The sequence below is a fragment of the Gardnerella sp. 2492 genome (assembly GCF_050320365.1).
In the GTDB taxonomy this organism is placed as follows: domain Bacteria; phylum Actinomycetota; class Actinomycetes; order Actinomycetales; family Bifidobacteriaceae; genus Bifidobacterium.
The window spans coordinates 1107456-1128706 of sequence record NZ_CP186952.1 but is presented as its reverse complement, the minus strand read 5'-3'; the positions used below and the strand labels follow the sequence as shown (position 1 = coordinate 1128706).

The window sequence follows — 21251 nt, the reverse complement described above, 5'->3', positions numbered from 1 at the left end:
CTTCACACTCGCGCAAACACTTACTTCACACTCGCGCAAACGCTTACTTCACGCTCACGCAACCGCTTGGCGAATTGCAGCATACTGCGATTGAACAAGACGATAATACGATCCTTTTGCGGCCATAAGTTCATTGTGTGTGCCACGTTCCATAATTTGCCCATGGTCTATTACGCAAATCAAATCAGCGTTTTCAATTGTTGAAAGTCTGTGCGCGATTACGAAAGAAGTGCGATTTTTTAGCAGCTGAGCTAAGCCAGCCTGTAATGCTTCTTCTGTGCGAGTATCGATATTGCTTGTTGCTTCGTCGAGAATCAAAATGCGTGGGTTCGCTAGTAAAACTCTTGCAAAAGATATAAGTTGCCTTTGTCCTGCAGAAAGAGTTGCTCCTCTTTCCTCGATTTGCGTATCGTAACCTTTAGGCAATTCTTCAATAAACTCGTGCGCATGAACTACTCGAGCCGCGGCTTCGATTTCTTCGTCAGTTGCGTCGAGTTTACCGTATCGAATATTTTCACGAATTGTTCCGCTGAAAATAAAACTGTCTTGCAGCATAACGCCCATTTGTTTACGCAAAGAGGCTAATGTTACTGAACGCACGTCGTGACCGTCTATGGTAATTGAACCTTCCGATACGTCATAGAATCTGGAAAGAAGACTTACGAGAGTTGTTTTTCCTGCACCTGTAGGCCCTACTAGAGCCACAGTAGTACCAGGTTTAACATGCAAATCAACCAAATTCAAAATTGGTTTTCCATCATCTTCATATCTGAATACAACATCATTTATGTCCACTTTGCCTTTAATTTTCGGCAATTCTATAGCATCATCTTTGTCGATAATATTTGGCTTGATTTTAAGCGTTTCAAAAATGCGCTCAAGATACACTGAACAAGTAACTAGCTGAGTATAAAAATTACCAATATTTACTACTGGCTCCCAGAATGTGCTTGAATACCATACGAAAGCTATAAGAGTTCCAGTGCTTACATTCATATTTCCTATGTTTGAAATTCCTACATAGTACAGTAAAGAAATTGCAGCACTTTCAATAATGAATGCTCCTGGCCATAAAAGCATTTGCACGCTTACATTACGCATCCACGCGCTACGAACATCTGACTGTTGTTCTTGGAAAGTAGCGTATTGTTCAGCTTCTCTTGCGAAAGTTTGTGTAGTTTTTACTCCCGCAATCGACTCGTGTAAGTATGCGTTTAGATTACTCTGCTTATTTGATAGTTTACGTGAAGCTTTGCGCTGCAATATTTGTAGCGTACGCGTCCATATAAGAAATAGTGGGAATAGTACAAGACTCCACAACGCCATCCGCCAGTCTATAACGAACATGGCGATCATGGTGATAATAAGTACAAATAAATCCGAAAATACGTTAATTAAACCTGACGAGAGCGTGTCAGATAACGTATTTATGTAGTTCACTATACGAATTAAGATTTTCCCATGCGGACGAGAATCAAAATAGTCAAAAGATAATGATTGCACATGCGTGAAAATATCTCGACGCATGTCTTTAATCATAAGCTGACCAATACGCGTGATTGCTAATGTTCTGTATGCTAAACCTAACTCATACAGTATGATTAACACGGCAAATACGGCGATAATTTCGTACAAGTATGTGACATTTTTGCTCGGAAGAACAACGTCTATGAGTGTTTTGGTGATCATAGGCATTGCTGTCATAATTATGCTTCCGCTAATAACTACAAGTATTACGCGCAACAACTGCCATAAGTAAGGTTTCATATATTTTCGAACTTGCAGCAGTTCTCGCACATTAACGCGTTCTTCTTGACTTTCGTCTTCTCGGAATGTGTTGCGTTTCGACACTGTTACTCCCCTTTTGTTTCAAATCCTGAAGCATTGCCGATTTGCACGCCTAATTGCTTACTGTAAATTTCCCAGTATCGTCCGTGCGCTGCAACAAGCTGCTCATGAGTTCCGCGTTCAACTATTTTTCCGTGATCTAGCACAACAATTATGTCTGCATCTTTAACTGATGAAATACGATGCGCGATTGTGATCACTGTGCGCGTACCGTCAAGTTTTTTCAACTCTTTTTGTATATGTGCTTCTGTTTCCATATCTACTGCAGAAGTAGTGTCGTCCATAATCAAAATTGCAGGATTATTTGCTAGCGCGCGAGCCAAACTCAATCTTTGTTTTTGCCCACCAGAAAGTCCTACTCCGCGCTCACCTACTACTGTTTCGTAGCCTTCTGGCATGCTCATAATAAATTCATCTGCTGCAGCTATACGTGCAACTCGTCGAATATCTTTGCTGAATGACTCATTATTTTCATTAGCAGAAGTCAATCCGAAGCTAATATTTCCTGCAATAGTATCGGAAAACAGGAATGTTTCCTGAGCAACAACACTTACTTTACTTCTTAATACTTCTAACGGCCAATCCTTAATATCTTTTCCATCTATTAATACTCTGCCTTTAGTTGGATCATAAAAACGTGAAATAAGGCTTACAAGTGTTGACTTTCCAGAACCAGTTTCGCCTAAAATACCGAGTTTGCTACCTGCCGGAACATCTAAATTAATATCGCGCAAAATAGGTGCATCTTGATCATCTGGAAAAGCGAAGTCAACATGCTCAAAACGAATTTCTCCAAGCATATCACTTTGCTTTTTTGCAGATTTGGAATCAACAATATGCGATTTTTCGGTTAGCAACTTGCGAATATTTACGCATCCTGCATTGAATCGCTGCCAATCGTTAATAAGCCATCCTGTCATTCTTACAGGCATATTAAGCATCCACAGGAAGCTATTAAATGTTACGAATGCGCCTAGAGTCATACTTCCGTTTAATACTAACCAACCGCCAAAGCCTACTGTTATAAGCTCTAGAATAAATCCCATGCCGTCAATCCAAGGCATGTATTTTTGAGTGTTTTTTGCCAGGGTAATATTTCTTTGGAAATAATCTTCGTTACGTTCATCGAATTTTTCCGTTTCGAAAGATTCTCGCACGAAAGCTTTTACTACGCGATTACCTTCGATATTTTCTTCTACCATGGAATTCATTCGTGCGAATGATTCGCGAATTGCTAAGAATTTTGGTCTAGCTTTTTTACTAAGAGCTCGTGTAAGCAAAAATAGTATTGGAGTTGTGGCAGCTAAAGCTAATGCTAGTCTCCACTCGATTGTTGTCATAATGCTTAAAGCGCATATAAACATAACAACACAATCTAATGCTTGATATGATACCCAGCTTAAAACGTGACGAATTGCATCAGTGTCGGAAGTCATGCGACTCATAATGTCGCCTGTGCGCGTGTGATTAAAATATGTAAAGTCTAGTGAATGTAATTTTTCATACTCGTCACTTACGAGTCTATACACTGCATTTTGACCAAACTTTTCCATAAGCATTTGGTACGCATAGCGAGTTCCGACTCTAAATATTGTTAGCACTATCATCAGTATGCATATGCGAGTTAGTAAATTGTGGTGACGTCCTACAATAATTTGATCGACTATGTAACCGGATAGCAGTGGCATAATCATTGCGATAGTGTCGTTTATGACAAAAAGTATAAGAGATACCCCAACTTTCCACATATCTGGTTTGCAATATTGAAGTATCCAGCGCACGTTACTTGCTTCTTTGCGTTTGGTTGGGTTTACGTACATGCGCTGTTTTCTCCTTGTTCTCTCGCGACTTTACTTTTACGACCTTGCTTTTGCGAAAAGACTAAATAATTTTATACCTTAGACAAAAATGTGTGGCGCGCAATCGTAAGATTACACGCCACACGTATACAAGATAGTTTTAGTAAAACTTTAAGTTCACATAATATTATGCAATCTTAAGATTTTACTCACTTCTGCCAACCCATATCTTCTGGGTAGACGCTTGCATATCCTGCAGGACCTGCGTTAGCAAAGCCCTTCTTGTAAATATGGTAGATTGGAGGAGCAGAAACTGGGATTGTGCCATACTCTGCGAAGGCCATAGATTCAGCCTTGTTAGCATAATCAGTCTGTTCCTTGTAATCGTAGGTCTTACCAACCTTGGCGAGGACTTCATCAATCTTCTTATTGCCAACGAGACCGAGGTTGGAATCACTATCAGACTTGTAAACCTGGCTTGCTGCAGACAAGAAGCTCAATGGTGATGTGGACTGCCATGCCAATGGAAGAACTTCGTAATTGTGAGCTGCAACAACCTTCTGGAACTTAGCAGCAGGCTGGTTTACGGTCTTGCACTTGATGCCGGCCTTCTTCATCATGGCCTGGAATGCATTAGCAAGAGCAGCCTGGAGAGAATCGTCACCGAAGAAGGTGAAGGAAACCTCAAGTGTCTTACCATCCTTAGCATAGTAGCCATCGCTGCCCATCTTATAGCCAGCAGCTTCAAGAGTCTTCTTTGCGTTAGCAACGTTGTACTTGGCTTCTGCTGGAAGATTATTCTTGTAGCCTTCCTGGAACATGGAGAGAAGCTCAGAACCTGGCTGCTCACTCTTCCAGTTCATACCCTGGAACTGAATCTTGTTGTATGTAGCTGGATCGAATGCCTGAACAACAGCCTTACGAACAGCCTTATCCTTAAGAGCACCAGCCGTACCGTTGAAGTTCAACACGCGAATCTTGGTGCTGTAGCCGTAACGAAGCTGAGCATCCTTAACACTACGAGCGGTAGTGATCTGTTCCTTAGAGCTGATGGCATCTGTTACAGCGTCAATTTCGCCATTCTTGAAAGCGTTCATAGAAGCAGTATCTTCCATACGCTTCACAACAACCTTGTCAAGCTTTGCCTTCTTGCCCCACCACTTAGGGTTACGCACGAAAACAACCTGATCTTCGGTAGCAGACTGAATCTTGAATGGACCTGCAGCCCATTCGTTGTGAGGATTGTCAACCCAGCCTTGGTTGAAGGTCTTAACATCCACTGACTTCGGGTTAACGAGTGGAGCAAAGAGCAATTCCCAAGTGGCGCATGGCTTATCGTAGGTTACAACAACCTGCTTTGGATTAGAGCCCTTCTCAACGCTCTTAATGCAGTCATAGCCTTCAGTGGAAGCCACTGAGTAATCAGGATCTGCACCGTTCATAGTTTGCCAGGTTGCCTTGAAAGCAGTCCAGTCGATGTCAGTGCCATCATTCCACTTTGCTTTTGGATTCAAGTTGTACTGAACTACGAGTGGATTATCGCTGACTTTCTTCACAGAAGTGATGTAGTCAGGATTGTACTTAATCTTTTCACCCTTTACAGTGTCGTAAGCCATAAGATTTGGCTGGTAGAAGCTCCACAAAGTAGCCATGTAACTAGAGTTACCGTCATTAGAAGCGTAATTCCAGTTTGGACCGATAGTTGGCATAGCTACTGTGTAAGTGCCGCCATCCTTAACGTTTTCACGTGGCTGTGGATTATCGTAACGCTTGTTTATATCTGGCATCGGGAGTGCACCAGTGTAGGATGTGTCAACACCAGCTGGAGACTCAGTGATTGTAGCCTTTCCAGACTTGCCAGAGCCACCGCATGCTCCAAGTAGCATTGCTACTGAAAGAGCAGCTGCAGCAAATACAGTGAGTTTACCTGCATTTGTATTTTTCATGATTCCTCTCATTCCCCGGATGATGTCCATTCTTCCGGTATGTGTGTAGAGTATAGCCAATCTTCTGACATTTTGTGTTACGAGTTTTTTAAAAAAATGTGTATATCAACTTTTGTTATTCGGTATTTACGCTAAAAAGCTACAATTCATTATTAAAAAATCAACATACAGAAAATTTTTTAGTTAAAATCATATAAAAAACAAAATATTTTACTTTTTTTGATTTTTTCAAGATTGAACGAAAAAAATCGCGCATGTCGACATGACACACGCGATTTTTCTAAACCTAAATTCTTATAAACAAATGTTTAGATAAACAAACAAATGCTAGTTCAGAATACTTGGAACATCATCAAAATTATCTTCTTCAGAAAGAATAATACGCTGACGATGCTTCTCAACAGTAGGATCTGGAATTGGCACAGCACTAATCAGAGCCTTTGTGTACGGATGCTGAGGATTATCAAACACAGCATCAGTCTCACCAGATTCCACAATTCGCCCGTGATACATAACTGCAATACGGCTAGAAATGTGACGAACTACAGCCATATTATGAGCCACGAACAAATAAGCAACACCAAGCTTATCTTGCAAATCCTCAAGCAAGTTGATAATACCTGCCTGAATAGAAACATCCAATGCAGATACAGGTTCATCGAGAAGAAGCAACTTAGGGTTCACAGCCAAAGCGCGAGCAATAGCGATACGCTGACGTTGACCACCAGAGAACTGAGTTGGGAATCTATCAACCTGATCTGGATTCAACTCAACCAACTGCATAAGCTCCGCAATACGATCACGAATCTCATCCCTTGACTTATGCTGCACATGTAAAGGCTCAGCCAAAATATCGTAAACAAGCATACGAGGATCAAGTGAGCTCATAGGATCCTGGAACACGTACTGAATCTTAGAGCGAAGAACTCGCTTTTCATCGCGAGTGAGCTTATCGTTCAGATCAGTGCCAAAAACGCGAATAGAACCAGACTCAGGCTTCTTTAAGCTCATAATCTCCATTAACGTGGTGGACTTTCCAGAACCAGACTCACCCACCAAAGCCACAGTCTCGCCTTCGCGAACTTCAAGACTTACGTCATTAACTGCGCGAACTTCACCAACTTTACGACGTAAGAAACCGCCGCCAGTTACAGGGAAAGTTTTAACTAAATGCTTTACATCCAGCACGATATCTCTCTGCTCACGAGGAATACCATCAAAAATAGGCTTAATCGGCGTTTCAGTTTCTTCACGCATCAAGCTACGAACAGTTTCACTTTCAGCCTCAAGACCAATCATGGAGCTATCGTCACCGGACTTTTCGCTTTCAACAAGCATATCCATAGTTGGTTTAGAAATTGGTGTCAAGCGACGAGTGCGCTTCTGATCAACGCGAGGAACAGCACCAAGCAAACCAATGGTATAAGGCTGAGTTGGGTGAGCAAAAATCTCTTCTACGCTATTATGCTCAACCAAATGTCCTGCATACATAACAATAACTTCATCAGCAACACCGGCGATAACACCTAAATCGTGAGTAATGAAGATCATTGCAGCACCAGTTTCACGCTGTGCTTTCTTCAAAACATCCAAAACCTGAGCCTGAATAGTCACATCCAAAGCAGTAGTAGGCTCATCAGCAATAATAATATCTGGATTGTTAGCAATAGCCATAGCAATCATAACGCGCTGACGCATACCACCAGAAAACTCATGAGGGAAAGCTTTCAAACGTTCCTCTGGTCTAGTAATACCGACCAAATTTAGAAGCTCAATAGAACGTTCGCGAATCTGCTCCGCAGTCATATGAGGATTGTGAATTACAAGAGCTTCCTTAAGCTGATCTCCAATAGAGAAAACTGGAGTAAGCGCGGAAAGAGGATCCTGGAAGACCATAGCAATATTCTTGCCACGGATCTTACTCATCTCAAGATCAGTCTTTGTTAAAAGTTCTTCGCCCTTGTAAGTCACAGAACCTTTAACTGATGAGTTCTTATCGAGAAGACCCATAACTGCCAAAGAGGTAACAGACTTACCGGAACCAGATTCACCAACAATACCAATCGTTTTACCACGGTACAAATCAAAATTCATACCTTGAACGGCATGTACAGTACCAGCTTCAGAAGCGAAGCTAACCTGCAAATCACGCACAGAAAGCAAAGGCTGATCTTCGCTCCAAGCATTTTCTTCAGATACAGAATCATCTGAACCGTCAGCTGCTTTAAGATCAACAGAATCAGCATCTTCAGAAGTAAGTTGAGACTCAGTGTTCTTATCTTCCATCTTATCTTTTTCCTTCATATCTTCATTCAACATATCTGCAGTCATAAACACACCCCCAAATATGCTTTACTCGGCCTTACCAACAGACTTGGAGTAAGGATCGATAGCATCACGAAGACCGTCGCCAATAAGCTGAACAGAAAAAGTGAGCAAAACTAGCACAACAGAAGGAGCCAAAATAATCCAAGGAGAAGTCTGCACGCTAGCCTGACCAATTTTAAGCAATGTGCCCAATGAGGTATCAGGAGCTTTAATACCAAGACCCAAGAAGCTTAATGCTGTTTCACCGTTAATAGCACCAATAACACCAAGAACTGTATTAATAATCAAAACAGATCCCAAGTTTGGCACCAAATGACGAACAATAATGCGGAAGGAAGAAACACCTTCGAACTTAGCTGCACTAATATACTCGCGCTCTCTCAAACTCAAAGTCAGAGTTCGAAGAGTACGAGCGTAACCGATCCAACCAAAAGCAGTTAAACCGAAAGTAAGCCATAGCCAATCATTGCCGTCGCTAGCAGCTCCAGTAAACAAAGCAATAAGCAAGAAGGAAGGAACAATAAGAAGCATATCCAAAATCCACATGCCAACTTGTTCGAACCAACCTTCAAAGTATGAAATTGCCGTACCAACAAGAGCAGCAATAATCGTAATAGTAATTGAGCTTACAATACCAATTGATAATGAGCGACCCAAGCCTCGCACAACCATAGCGTACATATCCGATCCACCAGTAGTTGTACCAAGCCAATGTTCCGAAGAAGGCGGCTGATCAAGAGCATCAAAATCAGGATCGTCGTAACTCCACTTAGAGAACGCAGAACCAAAAATAGCGAAAATAATCAAAATAATCAGCATAATCAAGCCGACTACTGCAGACGGGCGCCTAAAGAAACGGCGCGTATACAGCGTCATCTTGCCAGTACGCTTAAAATTCTTCCAAGGACTTGCAGCAGTTGCTTTATTTTCACTAGACGCTTTAACGTCATTATCAACCGCAGCAACAGAGCCATCAGTAATATTCAAATCTTTATTAGCTTCAAGCTCTTCTGGCTTGTTAGATTTACCAAATTTTTTCATAACAATTCACCTACTGTACTGCAATCAGCTCAAACGGATACGAGGATCAAGCCAAGCAGAGAATATATCTGCAAGCAAGGCACCAACTAAAGTACACACAGCACCAAATGCAGCAATAGCAACAGCACCATTAATATCGTTATTAGAAATAGTTTGTACGAAATAGCTTCCAAGACCATTAATTGCAAACACAGATTCGGTAATAACAGCGCCAGTGAACACACCTGCAATCGAGAATGCAACATCAACAGCAGTAGGAATTAAAGAAGTACGCAAAGCATGACGACGAATAGCCTTATTAAGTGGCAATCCTTTAGCACGAGCAGTACGCACATAATCAGCATTCATAGTATCGAGTAAATAAGTACGTTGGGTTAAGTGATAACCAACCATGCCAGGAATTGTCATAACAATAGTCGGCAAAATTAGATGCTGCAAGAAATCAGCAATATACATGAATGGATCAGAACCTTGATACGAATGCAATCCAGTCACATAGAAAATGCGAAAATCTGAAAGATCATTTAAGTTAATAGCCGCAATAACAACAAGCAAGCCAAGCACTGCAGCAGGAACAACTAGCAAGAATGTTGCAATAGAATTAAGAACACGATCTTGCCACTTGTACTGACGAATAGCAGTATAAACACCAATGCTTACACCGAAAATTATGCCAAGTATTGTAGCTCCAGTAACCAGCTGCACTGATGCGCTAATACGATAAGAAATAGCACCGGTAACAGGAGCTTGATCTGGGCTTAATCCCCAATCCCAGCGAGTAAGAATACCTTTCAACCAGCGGAAATAGCGCACAAAAATAGGAGTTTGATCGTTAATATTCGCCAAATCAAGAGAACGATTAATGGAATTAATAGGAGGATGCGGATGCCTAGACATGTAATTAGAACGCGGACACATAAAAGCACTCGCTAAGAAATACGTCATAGATGTTGCAACAAACAACATCACAACATAGTTCAGGCACCGTTTAACGATGTATCGAATCATTGTGACTCTTTTCTCCGCCTAATTTCGTTCACTAGCAAGTCGCGAATTGCGGAAAATTCGCTCATGCCGACTTATTTATACAGCAACACACGCAAAAAGACGCGCAAAACTGACCCCTTACATAAGGGACATGATTAGTACATTCTTAGACAAGCTATGTACAAAATGCAAAAACAGAAAATATTTTACTTAGCGATTTTGCGCGTATATCTCTTTTAAAAATCATTATTCAAAATATAATTCAGTAACAAGTAAGCGTAAAGAAATGGCGGAATATCAAAGTTTTAACAATATTTTTATTAGTACGAACATAGTAGTTTTTAGGCGCTAATCGAAACAAAATTGCTATTGCTATACATGAAAACGCAAAATATTAAAACCGTAAAAAATTCAAAATTTATTAAATATAATAGAATATTTACCACAATTTTACATTTTTCCCAAAATTAGTTACGCCTATTTTTATAAATGCCGTAAATGAGACAAAAACAAAACGCGCATAAGGCATTATTCGGGCTACAATAACTCTTATTCATACATTGATAATACGTCGCTGGCACTGCCAATGATCCGTACAAACAAAAGGAGTTAAGGAAAACTTATGGCTGAAAACGTCAAAGCAGTAACACTTGAACACGTAAATTCCTACTCAAAGCACTTCAACGAACAGCGCGCTAATCTTCTAGCCGCGAATGCATCTGTAGCAAACGGAGTGCTAAAAGCAGCCACTAGCTACCAAGCACAGCGTAAACTTCAACGCGAATTCTCTGTAGAGCTTAAGCAAGGAAGCATCACTAACCAGCTTCATTCAGGCCGCTGCTGGATGTTTGCTTCACTTAACACATTACGTTACGAGTTAATGCACAAGTGGAATTTAGACGACTTTGAGTTTTCAGAAAGCTATTTGTTCTTCTGGGACAAGATTGAAAAAGCAAATGCATACCTTGAAAACGTTTTAGACACATTAGATGAGCCAATTGATAGCAGACTCTTCCAAATTATCAACGAAGGACCAATCGACGACGGCGGTTGGTGGCAGATGTTTGTCAACCTTGTAAACAAGTACGGACTTGTACCAAAGTCAGCTTATCCAGATTCGCAGAATGCTACCGACTCCGACACATTCGTACAGTATATTAACAGCAAGTTGCGCGAGTTCGCTGCGGAACTGCGAGAAGCCCACAAGAATGGTACTTCTTTGGAAGAGTTGCGAGAAATGAAAGTTCGCGACTTGGAAACCGTATATCGCATGACTGCTATTGCACTAGGCGAACCACCAGAGCATTTTGATTTTATTGCGCGCACAAAAGACGACGAAGACGAAGATAAAAAAGACGGAAAGAAAGACGAAAAGTCTGAAAATAGCGAAAAGTCTGAAGATAAGAAAGATAAAAAAGAAGAAAAACCAAAGACTGGTAAAGACGATCGCCCTATGATTTGCGAAATCGGAATTACACCTCTAGAATTCGCCAAAAAGTACGTACCAGTTGACGTAAACGATTTCGTCACTTTAAGCAACTCCCCTATGGAACGCACTCCATTTAATAAGCTGTATCAAATCAAATACAGCACAAACGTTGCTGAAACAAAAGGAATGGAATTCGTAAACGTTCCAATCGATGTATTCCGAAAAGCAGCTGTAGCGCAGCTCAATGCAGGTCATCCAATTTGGTTTGCCTGCGATTGCACTCAGTTCTCTTTGCGAGAAGCGGGCTTCTTCGATCCTGCAGTTGTTCGCGTTGACGAACTTTTCGACGTGAAATTCAACTTCACAAAGGCTCAGGGACTAGAATACATGGACAGTCCAAGCAACCACGCAATGACCTTCACTGGCGTGAACATCAATAAAGATGGCGAGCCAGATCGTTGGAAGATTGAAAACAGCTGGGGTAAAGATGCTGGAGAAGACGGTTACTACGTTGGTTCTGCTGAATGGTTTGACCGCTACGTGACTGAAATAATCATCAACAAGAAGTATCTCGATGAGGAAACTCTCGAAATTCTGAAACAAGAGCCTGTAATGGTAGAACCTTGGGAACCACTTACTAAGCGTTGCAACTGAAGTAACTAAAGCGACTGAAGTAATTAAATTAACTGAAGTTTTAACATTACGAATTTAACAAAAGCGTAGATTGCGATTAGCGATCTGCGCTTTTTAATTAGTTCTAGCTAGCTTTAGTTAGTTCTATTTGATAAAAACTATTTGATAAAAAAGAAGCCCGGCGGGAAGAGATAAAACCCGCCGGGGCAGAGAGAAAGAGAGAAGAAGGTTTCAGTTATGGGGTTCGAAAACGAACCTCACTGGCAGCGAACCACCAGCATTTTTTATTATAACAACATACTTTATGAAAAACTATACTAAAACACAAAAATTTTCTTAATTTTTTTATTTTTTCTAAGAAATTCCTGCTTTTAGTTATCTTCGTCACATTTTTGCAAAGTTTCTTGCGCTTTTTCGAACCTTTCTTTTTCGACACGCCTACGCTCAGCTAATGCAGTTTCGAAACGATCAAGCTCTTCCTGCACTGCTTCCTTAGGAATTTTTGCAAAAATCGGCTCTGGCTTTGGAACAGGAGTGCCGACAACTAGCTCCTCACTCTCCCAAGGATGCACGGTCTCGCCCAAACGATAATCACCAGTAATAATCGGATAATTAAACCCAGGCTTATCGAGATCCTCAACTTCTTCAATATGAGGCAACGGCGAGAACACACCCGTACCACCAAGAGCTTCCCAAACTTTTTGCGCAGAATGAGGCAAGAATGGTGCAAGAAGATGATTAGCATCCGACACAGCTTGAGCTGCAACATGCAAAACGGTACCAAGTCGAGCTTCATCATCCTTAATCTTCCAAGGCTCAGTGGCAGAAATATACTTATTGATATCAGCTACCACTCGCATAGCTTCAGTCAAAGCATTCTTCTGACGATGACGTTCAATAAGACCACCAACTACTTCGAAGGAATCAGAAGTTTGATCAAGAAGAGCACGATCCATAAGAGTCATTGAATCTTCATCAAGAGGAGGAATAGCGCCAAAATTCTTATGTATAAGATTAGCCACGCGGTTTACCAAATTACCCCAGCTGGCAGCAAGTTCCTCATTGTTATGACGCACAAACTCAGCCCAAGTAAAATCTGCATCCGACATTTCAGGACCAGCTACAGAAATGTAGTAACGAACCGCATCTACAGGATAACGCGACAAAATATCTTTCACGTAAATCACAATTCCGCGGGAAGAACTAAACTTTTTGCCTTCCATAGTCATAAACTCTGAAGCCACAACCTGCTCAGGCATATTAAGCGGACCGTAAACTCCAACTTCTCCACCTTTAGAACCTGCACCATTGTAAGCAAGCATTTCAGAAGGCCAAATCTGAGAGTGGAAAGTAATATTATCCTTACCCATAAAGTAATAGCCAGGAGACTTTGGATCACACCACCAGTCTCTCCAAGCATCCGGCTTGCCTTGTCTACGCGCCCATTCGATAGAAGCAGACAAGTAACCAATTACAGCATCAAACCACACGTACAAACGCTTGTTAGGGTTATCTACCCAACCTTCTACAGGAACAGGAATACCCCAATCAATATCTCGCGTAATCGCACGCGGCTTAACTTCCTTGAAAAGACCAATCGAGAAATTGATAACGTTAGTACGCCAACCATCTCGAGAATTTAACCAACTCAAATTAGCATCAGCTAAAGCAGGCAAATCTAAGAAATAGTGCTCCGTTTCTTCAAAACGTGGAGTTTCTCCGTTAATTTTAGATACAGGATTAATAAGTTCGTCCGGATCAAGTTCGTTTCCGCAAGCATCACACTGATCTCCGCGAGCACCATCAGCGCCACAAAGAGGACATGTACCTTCAATATATCGATCTGGAAGAGTACGTCCTGTAGAAGGAGAAATTGCTACCTTCTGAGTGCCCTTATATATGTAGCCGTTCTTCAAGCATTGACGGAACATTTCCTGCACAACATGCTCATGGTTTCCGGTTGTTGTGCGCGTGAATAAATCGTAACTCAATCCCAAATCGCATAAATCTTTTGTAATTACTCGATTGTAACGATTCGCAAGTTCTTGAGCAGAAATTCCTTCTTTATCTGCCTCAACCAAAATCGGCGTGCCGTGCTCGTCTGTTCCAGACACCATTAACACGTCATTACCCTTCATACGCTCATAGCGCGCGTACACGTCCGAAGGTACCCCAAAGCCTGCAACGTGACCAATATGACGGGGACCATTAGCGTATGGCCAAGCAACATTCACCAAAATATGACTCATAGCCCAATATTATCTTGTTCAGCGCGGACAGTGCTACAAGATAATACTATTTTCTTACATAATTATTTAATATTTTTGAAGATAAAATGCGATTTTGCGCAGAGAAAATTAAGTTATGCACATATCCACATTTTTATAAATAAAAGTAGCGTACTCGAGAAAAAATTTTTAATCTATTACAACTAAGATTTTTTAGCCGAAATTAATTGAACGCAAAATAAACGTGATAACTAAGAAGGAATAAAACCACATGTAATAAGACGAAACATAGAGGGGGAAATTATGTTAGAAGCAAAAATAGATTCAATAATGCTTAACAGAGTACGTGAGAACATAAGCAAAACGGATACAGATATAATTCCTGCTTTAATGGACACAACTCATTTACCGGGTCCATTGTGTGTTAATAAACTTTCTAAATATGGAGCTATAAATCAACTCACATCGCAAAGTGGCTACTCATTCCAACACGCTAATTCTGTAATAGGAAGAAGCGAAATCATTATGAAAATACTTCATAACAAAGGCACAATATGTCTTTTTACTGCTGCCTGGATATGGATTGGAGGAGATTTTCCCGAAAATATAGACATTATTGCCTATAGCAACTATCGCAGAAAAACGCATGACAGATCTATACGCATGTTTCACAGAAAAATATCTGCAAAAGAGTGCAATACCGTGGGGAAATTACATATTACAACACCAATACGCACAGTGTGTGATATAGCTTTTACGCCGTCTGAAAGTCCACAAGAAGAATTATTTAGGCAGCAAACAGTTCATATTCTAATGGAACAGTACGGCATACGCTTCTACGATTGCTTGCATATTTTTCAAGAAAACCCATATTTTCCAGGAGCATCTATGGCAAAAATTTGGTTAAAAAAGGTAATGCAAGATGACTATGAAATAAATACTAAAAAGCAAGTACTGGGGGTAAAAATATGCAGAAAACACAAAATTTAAAATTAAATATTCCACCCAAGCCGCCTATAGTGCTAACTCCTCAAGTAGCATGCAATCCAGATACTCCGGCTACAATACTCTGGCATATAGCAGAAAATGTACCTTCTCTACGTAAATGGGTAATCGCTAACCCTTCTGCAGATGCTCACATGCTGGAATACATATCGCAAAAAGGCGGTCCTGATGTACGCCACAGCTTAGAAGTACTGTTTGCTGCATACGATTATGCGCAATCAAACAGTTAGGTAAAGCAAGAAAGTAATTTTAAGACTAATCGTCGCTTTTTTGAGACAAGCACTCTGCATAAACTTGCTTACGGTTAGCAAAAGAACCGTCTGAAAGTGGATGCTCTTTTACTACGCGAGTAATTGCATCTTTAATACGAATACCATTAGTTTCAGAACAGCTGATAGCAAGTTGCGCAAGCTCAGATACAGTAATCTCAGAAGAATCTTCACGTATTTCTTCATCACTAGCACCAGCGACTACCAAAACAATCTCTCCTCGAGGAGGATCTGATAGAACACCATCGTGAATTTCTTGCACAGTGCCACGCCTTATTTGCTCAAAATCTTTCGTAAGCTCACGGCACAATGCCATGCGTCTATTAGGACCAATAATAGACAATATGTCTTGCATGCTTTCGACAATTCTGTGAGGGGTTTCATACCAAACTATAGTGCGACGCTCGGCTTTACATGCACGCAAATGCTGTTGACGTTCACCTGATTTTCTAGGCAAAAAACCTTCATAGCAGAATCGATCTGTTGGCAAACCCGACAACGCAAGCGCATCTAATACAGCACTAGGTCCAGGAGCGCACGTAACAGGCAAATCCCTGTCTATTGCGCGACGAACTATTGCCAAACCAGGATCATTAATAGTTGGCATTCCAGCATCAGAAACAACTAAAACCGTGGAGCCTTGCTCAACCTCATCTAAAATACCATCTGCTTTATTGCGCTCATTGTGATCATGGTATGCGACTACTCTCCCGTTTACACGAACTCCCAAACGATTAGCCAAATCGTAGAGCCTGCGCGTATCTTCAGCAGCAACCAAGTCTGCAGTTTCAAGCAATCGTATTAGACGCGCAGAAGCATCACCCATATTACCGATTGGAGTAGCAGCCAAAACTACTTTACCGAAGCTACTGTTACTATGGTCATCACTTGAAAAATCTTTTTCTTCCCCACTTTTTTCGCTTAACGCAAATTCTCCGAAGGATTCGTTGCAATCAGGCAACTGATCAGCTTCTTCACAATGATTATCACTCATAATAATGCTTTCTAATAAAGTTTCGGAATATTTTACTTACCACAGCTAGTACGTTTACTATCAAACATAATACTTTGTGCACATTATGAGCAGCAAACTCGTAAACGATTTTATAAAACTTCGCAACACAATTTATTACGCATAAAAATATAAAAAATATAAAAATATGATTAAGTAAAAAATATATGTATATAGAAGATTATGCTTATGTATTAGCACTTAAGTACTCAAAATCAATTACGAAAGTAAAAGAAACAAAAGAGTAAAAGAGGCACACATGAAAATTATTGAGCAAAAAATACAAGGCATTGACGGAAGTTCAGCAACACTTACCGGATATGTTATTAACAATAGTGATGAGATAGATCCTGAACGCACTCGTCCAGCTGTTTTAATTCTGCCTGGCGGCGGATTTGCTATAGTTTCTGACCGCGAATCTGAGCCAATTGCATTACAATTTGCGAGCGCAGGATTCCAAGCTTTTGTTCTGAAATATTCGATTGTACCTAGCAGCCACCCAACACAGCTTCTTGAAGTAGCGCAAGCGATGAAACTAATTCGCGATAACGCTGATGCTTGGCACGTAAACCCTAATGCTGTTGCTATTCTAGGCTTCTCTGCAGGCGGACAGGTTGCAGCAAATATAGCAACTACAGCTAGTGACAGTGTGGAAGAAGAACACGGTTATAATGCAGACAGCGTGAGACCAAATGCACTTATGCTAGCTTACCCTGTAATTACTGCCGGCGAGTGGGGGCACAAGCCAAGTTTTGCAAGGCTGATAGGAGACGTAAGCGAAAAGCGTCACGAAGAATTAGTAGAAGAATTATCTATGGAAAAACATGTTGACGCTAAAACACCTCCAGTATTTGTGTGGCAGACTGTTACTGACCAGGTTGTGTCTGTTAAAAATTCAATTATGTTTATTGACGCATGCGTAAGTGCTGGAGTAAGCGTCGAAGCGCATTTATTCCCGAACGGTCCGCACGGATTGGCTCTTGCAAGTAAAGAAACAGCTAAGCCGGGAACTGAAGCTAATTTTGTACAAACTAATGTGCAAAAGTGGGTTCCTCTTGCTTGCGATTGGCTACATAGGATTTTTGAAAAGTAAAATATTAAATAATTACAGCAGAAATCAATATTTATTATCAAATAATATTGCCCGCAAGGAATTTAATCCTACGCGGGCAATATTTTTAATCACATAAACGCGTCAAATATAACGCGTCAGATATAACGCGTCACACGATTTTTGGCATTGGAGTCGTAAGAGAAGCAGTGAGATTAACCTGCACTACTCCGGCACCAGCGTGAACTTCAACTTTTTTCAAAGTAACAGTTCGTTCCTCTAGAGGCTTACGATCGTCATCTGTCATAGTTGCAGGAGATTTCACAGCTACAAGTACAAGGTCGTTAAATTCTACGCCAGCTTTTGAGCACAAATCTTCAGCTTCTTCAACAGACTTAGCAAAGCCATCCTTCTCAACAACTCGATCTTTTGGAACACCATAAGATTCTTCGCATACTAATTCGATGCGATTACGCAAATCTTTTCCACGGTAACTTTCAGGAATGCTTTTGACTGCAGGAACTTCTGATGAAATTACAGACACAAAATCATCAAGCTGATTCGCTAAACCATCGCCACCGTCGCGGAACAAATTTCCAACAATAGGACTACGGAAGCCAAGATCTTCGGCCTGTTTACGCAATGCTGGAATCTTACTATCTTCGCCCTCCCACAAATTAATAAGAGGGAATGTAGGAATATGCAAAGACTCAAGATGCTCAACATGGAACGGGTAACGCCAAGCTAAATCTGGGTCATCGCACCAAGTTGTGGCGCGCGTAACAACAACTGCAGCAGAAGGCCACTTAGCACCAAACTCGCGAGAAGCAACATCAAGCCATTTTTGTGCACCAGCATCCGTACCGTATCCTGCTTCAACTACAACAACATCATGCTCAGCACAAGCCATCTCAACGCTAACCAAGCTTGGAATTCCAAGAGAAACATTAGCAAATGGACCACAATGAATATAAATTGGAGAACCATTAACAGTGGTAGTTTTTGCAGGTTTTACAGCGTCGGAAAGAATATTAGTAATTCTCCACAAATCGACAAAATCGCCAAACTTAACAGGATTACCGTCTTTTGTTCCAGCAATCATTGAAGATACGCGACGAGAAATCTCATCCATACTGCGAGATAACACAACAATCTGCATAAGTTCGCATGTTGGAGTTAATACCATTTTCTCCGGAACAGTTCCCTTACCAAAATCAACAGCAATACTACGCAACGAGCGCGAAGGAACTTCACTTACTCGCGGAACTATAACAGTATCAAGCAAACCCTCATCAATTGCTTTTTCAGCAAACGAAACAAGAAGGTTCTGTGCGCAAGCAATAGCAGCCATTTCTCCGCACAAGCCCCAATCGATCAACTCAGGGTGAGAAAGTGAAGATTTACCGCCGCCAGAAGCGCCTCCTTTTGATCCAGCTGCTGTAATACCCATGCTCGGCTGACGCAATACTGCAGCTGCATCAATTCCACGTTCACGCAACGCATCAACAAGCGCAATTGTTGTAGTTGTTTTACCTTCACCGCGTGAAGCTTTTAACGGAGTATCTGCAGTAACAAGTACGATTTTGCCGTGTTTTCTTGGAAGCTCTGGATGCTTGTCAAGATAATCCATAAATCCGAAAGCATCAATTTTTTCAACCAATCCAAACGGTGTAGTAAATGAATCAAGAATGCTCATGTTCCCCACTTTCATAGGCATAAAACGCATAAAACGCGCGCGGATAATGTGTAAGTGAACAAGATTTATACTATACGAACGCATGGGCGCAGCATAGTCACATTAACTTATTAATATGCGCGTTATTAGTAACATCTATAACAAGATAACAAAAGATAACAAAAGTGCCTTCCGTATGAAATAAAAAGTTCATTTCTTAGGAAAGCACTTAAGTTACTAAATTATTTTCGCAAGTTTTCTGTATCAAATTAAATTATTTGCGAGAAAACTTATTTAATTACATTTCAGTGATCGGAACGATTAAAACCATTCTTCATACGCATGCTAGTGATGTACAGCACTGTGTCAAGCAAAGAATCGGTTTCTTTCTTCAACTTTGCTGCCATATCGTCGTTTGCTTCAGCCAAAGCCTCACGCACTTTGTCGTTACGAAGCTCTGCAATAATAGCTTCAGGATCGCGAACTAAATCATCGTAATCTTCGCCCTCATCACCTTCACGCTCTGGCTCGTAATCTCTCAAAGAAACGCCAAGAAGATCTGCCACGGCAGCATCCGTAGACTTAACCATTGCGTGACCAAGAGAGCCGACAACTTCCTGGTAGCGCTCAATCGCGTTTGCAGTGTCGTTAAAAGCAGCATCCGCAAGAGCTGCAATAATTCGATTCTCCCAATAGAAGTTTTCGCTTGTTACGCGAGTAGTCGTATCTTCCAAATACTTTGGAGTGCGATTTACGTTTGGATAGAACGGAATCAAAGAGTTGAAAGGATTAGAACCGTAAGTAATCCACTGAATTGCGCGCATTGCTTCCGGCACGTAAGGGCGGATTTGCATTACAGCAAGCTCGCTTTGACGATTGATTCCGATTGGTCGGAAAAGATGACGAGTATGCTCATCGCCAAGCTTGCCGTAAGGATCATACTCAGTGCCCTGATAGTGCGAGCTTAAAACGTACTTAATATCCTCAACTGTAACTTTGCGCTCAGGCTGGCGAGCCCAAGGAATATCGTTGCTATCTGGCTTATGGTCAGCGTCCTTACCATCCCACACTTCGTCATAAGGATTCAAGAAACGCTCCATAAACCATGCGCGAGGAGTGTTGTACACGTGGTCGGCATCCGAATGAGAGCCGAAAGCATCACGAGGGTTAAACGGAGAAGCGTTTTCAACCGACAAATCCAAGTGGTTTTCTTCAATAAACTCAAGCAAATCAGCCGAGCACATATGCTCTTCTTGGTCCCCCAAAGCGTCTTCAAAATCGAACTCGTCGATTCCAAGCTGGTTTGGCATAACAACATAAGCCTCATCTGGTACGCGCTTAGCAATCCAGTGGTGTCCGCCAACAGTTTCCATCCACCAAATCTCGTTTACGTCCGAGAACGCAACGCCGTTCATCTCGTAAGTGCCGTACTTTTCGAGCAATTCACCCAAACGCTCAACACCTTCGCGAGCGCTACGAATATAAGGCAAAACAAGCGTTAAGAAATCTTCTTCGCCAATTCCACCAGGCACTTCCGGCTTGTAGTCAGCATCTGAAACTTTGCCTTGTTCTTTTTGAAGCTCAACCATTGGATCTGCGCCTAACACGCGCTCGTTGGATGTAAGCGTTTCAGTTGCGCTCATTGCAACGTTTGCTTCGTTAACGCCAGCTTCTCCCCAAATTCCTTCGCGCAAGTCTGCGTTTGGCACGCTTGTGTATTGCATTGGATTATCCGGCAACTCAACTGTTACGTGGCTAAGAACAGACTTATAAACGCGAGGCTGATCTTCCGGCTTTACTACCACTAAACGCTTTGGATTAAACTCGCCATTTGCCGAGTCTTCGTTACGCGCAATAAGTGTGGATCCGTCGTAACTTGCTTTTCGACCAACAAGAATTGTTGTGCATGCCATATTTGCATCCTCTGTTTTTAGATTTTATATTTTATTTTTAGATTTGTTACTGTTTGATTCTAACGCTTAGACGTTAACTGCTAACCT

At 41.4% G+C, this 21251-nt stretch carries 14 protein-coding genes; 4 read left to right on the top strand and 10 right to left on the bottom strand.

The window, feature by feature from the left end; all coding sequences use genetic code 11:
- Positions 1–54 precede the first annotated feature (54 nt).
- The 6 genes from ACPFYS_RS04415 to ACPFYS_RS04390 form a co-directional block, all read right to left on the bottom strand.
- Positions 55–1851 carry an ABC transporter ATP-binding protein gene (locus ACPFYS_RS04415; protein WP_427876200.1) on the bottom strand — a complete coding sequence of 599 codons (1797 nt, stop codon included), beginning with the start codon at positions 1849–1851 and terminating at the stop codon, positions 55–57.
- A 2-nt stretch (positions 1852–1853) separates the two neighbouring features.
- Positions 1854–3668: an ABC transporter ATP-binding protein gene (locus ACPFYS_RS04410; RefSeq protein ID WP_427876197.1), complete on the bottom strand. Its 1815-nt coding sequence runs from the start codon at positions 3666–3668 to the stop codon at positions 1854–1856.
- A gap of 188 nt (positions 3669–3856) precedes the next feature.
- Complete coding sequence (locus ACPFYS_RS04405) at positions 3857–5593, bottom strand: ABC transporter family substrate-binding protein (RefSeq protein WP_427876195.1); 1737 nt, start codon at positions 5591–5593, stop codon at positions 3857–3859.
- Positions 5594–5920: 327 nt separating this feature from the next.
- Positions 5921–7924 (bottom strand): ABC transporter ATP-binding protein, encoded by a 2004-nt coding sequence (locus ACPFYS_RS04400; protein WP_427876193.1) that lies wholly within the window; start codon positions 7922–7924, stop codon positions 5921–5923.
- Between the two features lie 21 nt (positions 7925–7945).
- Positions 7946–8908, bottom strand: a complete 963-nt coding sequence (locus ACPFYS_RS04395) for an ABC transporter permease (RefSeq protein ID WP_427877657.1) — start codon at positions 8906–8908, stop codon at positions 7946–7948.
- A gap of 78 nt (positions 8909–8986) precedes the next feature.
- Positions 8987–9970 (bottom strand): ABC transporter permease, encoded by a 984-nt coding sequence (locus tag ACPFYS_RS04390; protein WP_427876191.1) that lies wholly within the window; start codon positions 9968–9970, stop codon positions 8987–8989.
- A 601-nt stretch (positions 9971–10571) separates the two neighbouring features.
- On the opposite strand from ACPFYS_RS04390, the gene ACPFYS_RS04385 reads away from it, so the two are divergent.
- Complete coding sequence (locus tag ACPFYS_RS04385; protein WP_427876189.1) at positions 10572–12032, top strand: aminopeptidase C; 1461 nt, start codon at positions 10572–10574, stop codon at positions 12030–12032.
- A 350-nt stretch (positions 12033–12382) separates the two neighbouring features.
- Here ACPFYS_RS04385 and metG read toward each other — a convergent pair whose 3' ends face one another.
- Positions 12383–14260, bottom strand: a complete 1878-nt coding sequence (gene metG, locus ACPFYS_RS04380) for a methionine--tRNA ligase (protein ID WP_427876187.1) — start codon at positions 14258–14260, stop codon at positions 12383–12385.
- A 282-nt stretch (positions 14261–14542) separates the two neighbouring features.
- On the opposite strand from metG, the gene ACPFYS_RS04375 reads away from it, so the two are divergent.
- Positions 14543–15229: a hypothetical protein gene (locus tag ACPFYS_RS04375; RefSeq protein WP_427876185.1), complete on the top strand. Its 687-nt coding sequence runs from the start codon at positions 14543–14545 to the stop codon at positions 15227–15229.
- On the top strand, positions 15208–15474 hold the full coding sequence (locus ACPFYS_RS04370; RefSeq protein ID WP_427876183.1) for a hypothetical protein: 267 nt from the start codon (positions 15208–15210) through the stop codon (positions 15472–15474). The genes ACPFYS_RS04375 and ACPFYS_RS04370 overlap by 22 nt, the downstream gene beginning before the upstream one ends.
- A 25-nt stretch (positions 15475–15499) precedes the next feature.
- Here ACPFYS_RS04370 and rsmI read toward each other — a convergent pair whose 3' ends face one another.
- Complete coding sequence (gene rsmI, locus ACPFYS_RS04365; protein ID WP_427877656.1) at positions 15500–16339, bottom strand: 16S rRNA (cytidine(1402)-2'-O)-methyltransferase; 840 nt, start codon at positions 16337–16339, stop codon at positions 15500–15502.
- Positions 16340–16784: 445 nt separating this feature from the next.
- Here rsmI and ACPFYS_RS04360 point away from each other — a divergent pair, with 445 nt between their 5' ends.
- Entirely contained in the window at positions 16785–17618 is an 834-nt protein-coding gene (locus ACPFYS_RS04360) for an alpha/beta hydrolase (protein ID WP_427876181.1), read from the top strand.
- A gap of 130 nt (positions 17619–17748) precedes the next feature.
- On the opposite strand, the gene ACPFYS_RS04355 is transcribed toward ACPFYS_RS04360, so the two are convergent.
- Both ACPFYS_RS04355 and ACPFYS_RS04350 read right to left on the bottom strand, forming a co-directional pair.
- Entirely contained in the window at positions 17749–19272 is a 1524-nt protein-coding gene (locus ACPFYS_RS04355) for a formate--tetrahydrofolate ligase (protein ID WP_427877655.1), read from the bottom strand.
- 284 nt (positions 19273–19556) lie between these two features.
- Positions 19557–21164, bottom strand: coding sequence for a C69 family dipeptidase (locus ACPFYS_RS04350; protein WP_427876179.1), 1608 nt, complete (start codon positions 21162–21164; stop codon positions 19557–19559).
- Positions 21165–21251: the final 87 nt, after the last annotated feature.

What these genes read in the sequence shown, in the direction of transcription:
- ACPFYS_RS04410 (WP_427876197.1), bottom strand. Translation starts at nt 3,668, where the DNA reads ATGTACGTAAACCCAACCAAACGCAAAGAAGCAAGTAACGTGCGCTGG.
- ACPFYS_RS04405 (WP_427876195.1), bottom strand. Translation starts at nt 5,593, where the DNA reads ATGAAAAATACAAATGCAGGTAAACTCACTGTATTTGCTGCAGCTGCT.
- ACPFYS_RS04400 (WP_427876193.1), bottom strand. Translation starts at nt 7,924, where the DNA reads ATGACTGCAGATATGTTGAATGAAGATATGAAGGAAAAAGATAAGATG.
- ACPFYS_RS04390 (WP_427876191.1), bottom strand. Translation starts at nt 9,970, where the DNA reads ATGATTCGATACATCGTTAAACGGTGCCTGAACTATGTTGTGATGTTG.
- ACPFYS_RS04385 (WP_427876189.1), top strand. Translation starts at nt 10,572, where the DNA reads ATGGCTGAAAACGTCAAAGCAGTAACACTTGAACACGTAAATTCCTAC.
- metG (WP_427876187.1), bottom strand. Translation starts at nt 14,260, where the DNA reads ATGAGTCATATTTTGGTGAATGTTGCTTGGCCATACGCTAATGGTCCC.
- ACPFYS_RS04375 (WP_427876185.1), top strand. Translation starts at nt 14,543, where the DNA reads ATGTTAGAAGCAAAAATAGATTCAATAATGCTTAACAGAGTACGTGAG.
- ACPFYS_RS04370 (WP_427876183.1), top strand. Translation starts at nt 15,208, where the DNA reads ATGCAGAAAACACAAAATTTAAAATTAAATATTCCACCCAAGCCGCCT.
- rsmI (WP_427877656.1), bottom strand. Translation starts at nt 16,339, where the DNA reads ATGGGTGATGCTTCTGCGCGTCTAATACGATTGCTTGAAACTGCAGAC.
- ACPFYS_RS04360 (WP_427876181.1), top strand. Translation starts at nt 16,785, where the DNA reads ATGAAAATTATTGAGCAAAAAATACAAGGCATTGACGGAAGTTCAGCA.
- ACPFYS_RS04355 (WP_427877655.1), bottom strand. Translation starts at nt 19,272, where the DNA reads ATGAGCATTCTTGATTCATTTACTACACCGTTTGGATTGGTTGAAAAA.
- ACPFYS_RS04350 (WP_427876179.1), bottom strand. Translation starts at nt 21,164, where the DNA reads ATGGCATGCACAACAATTCTTGTTGGTCGAAAAGCAAGTTACGACGGA.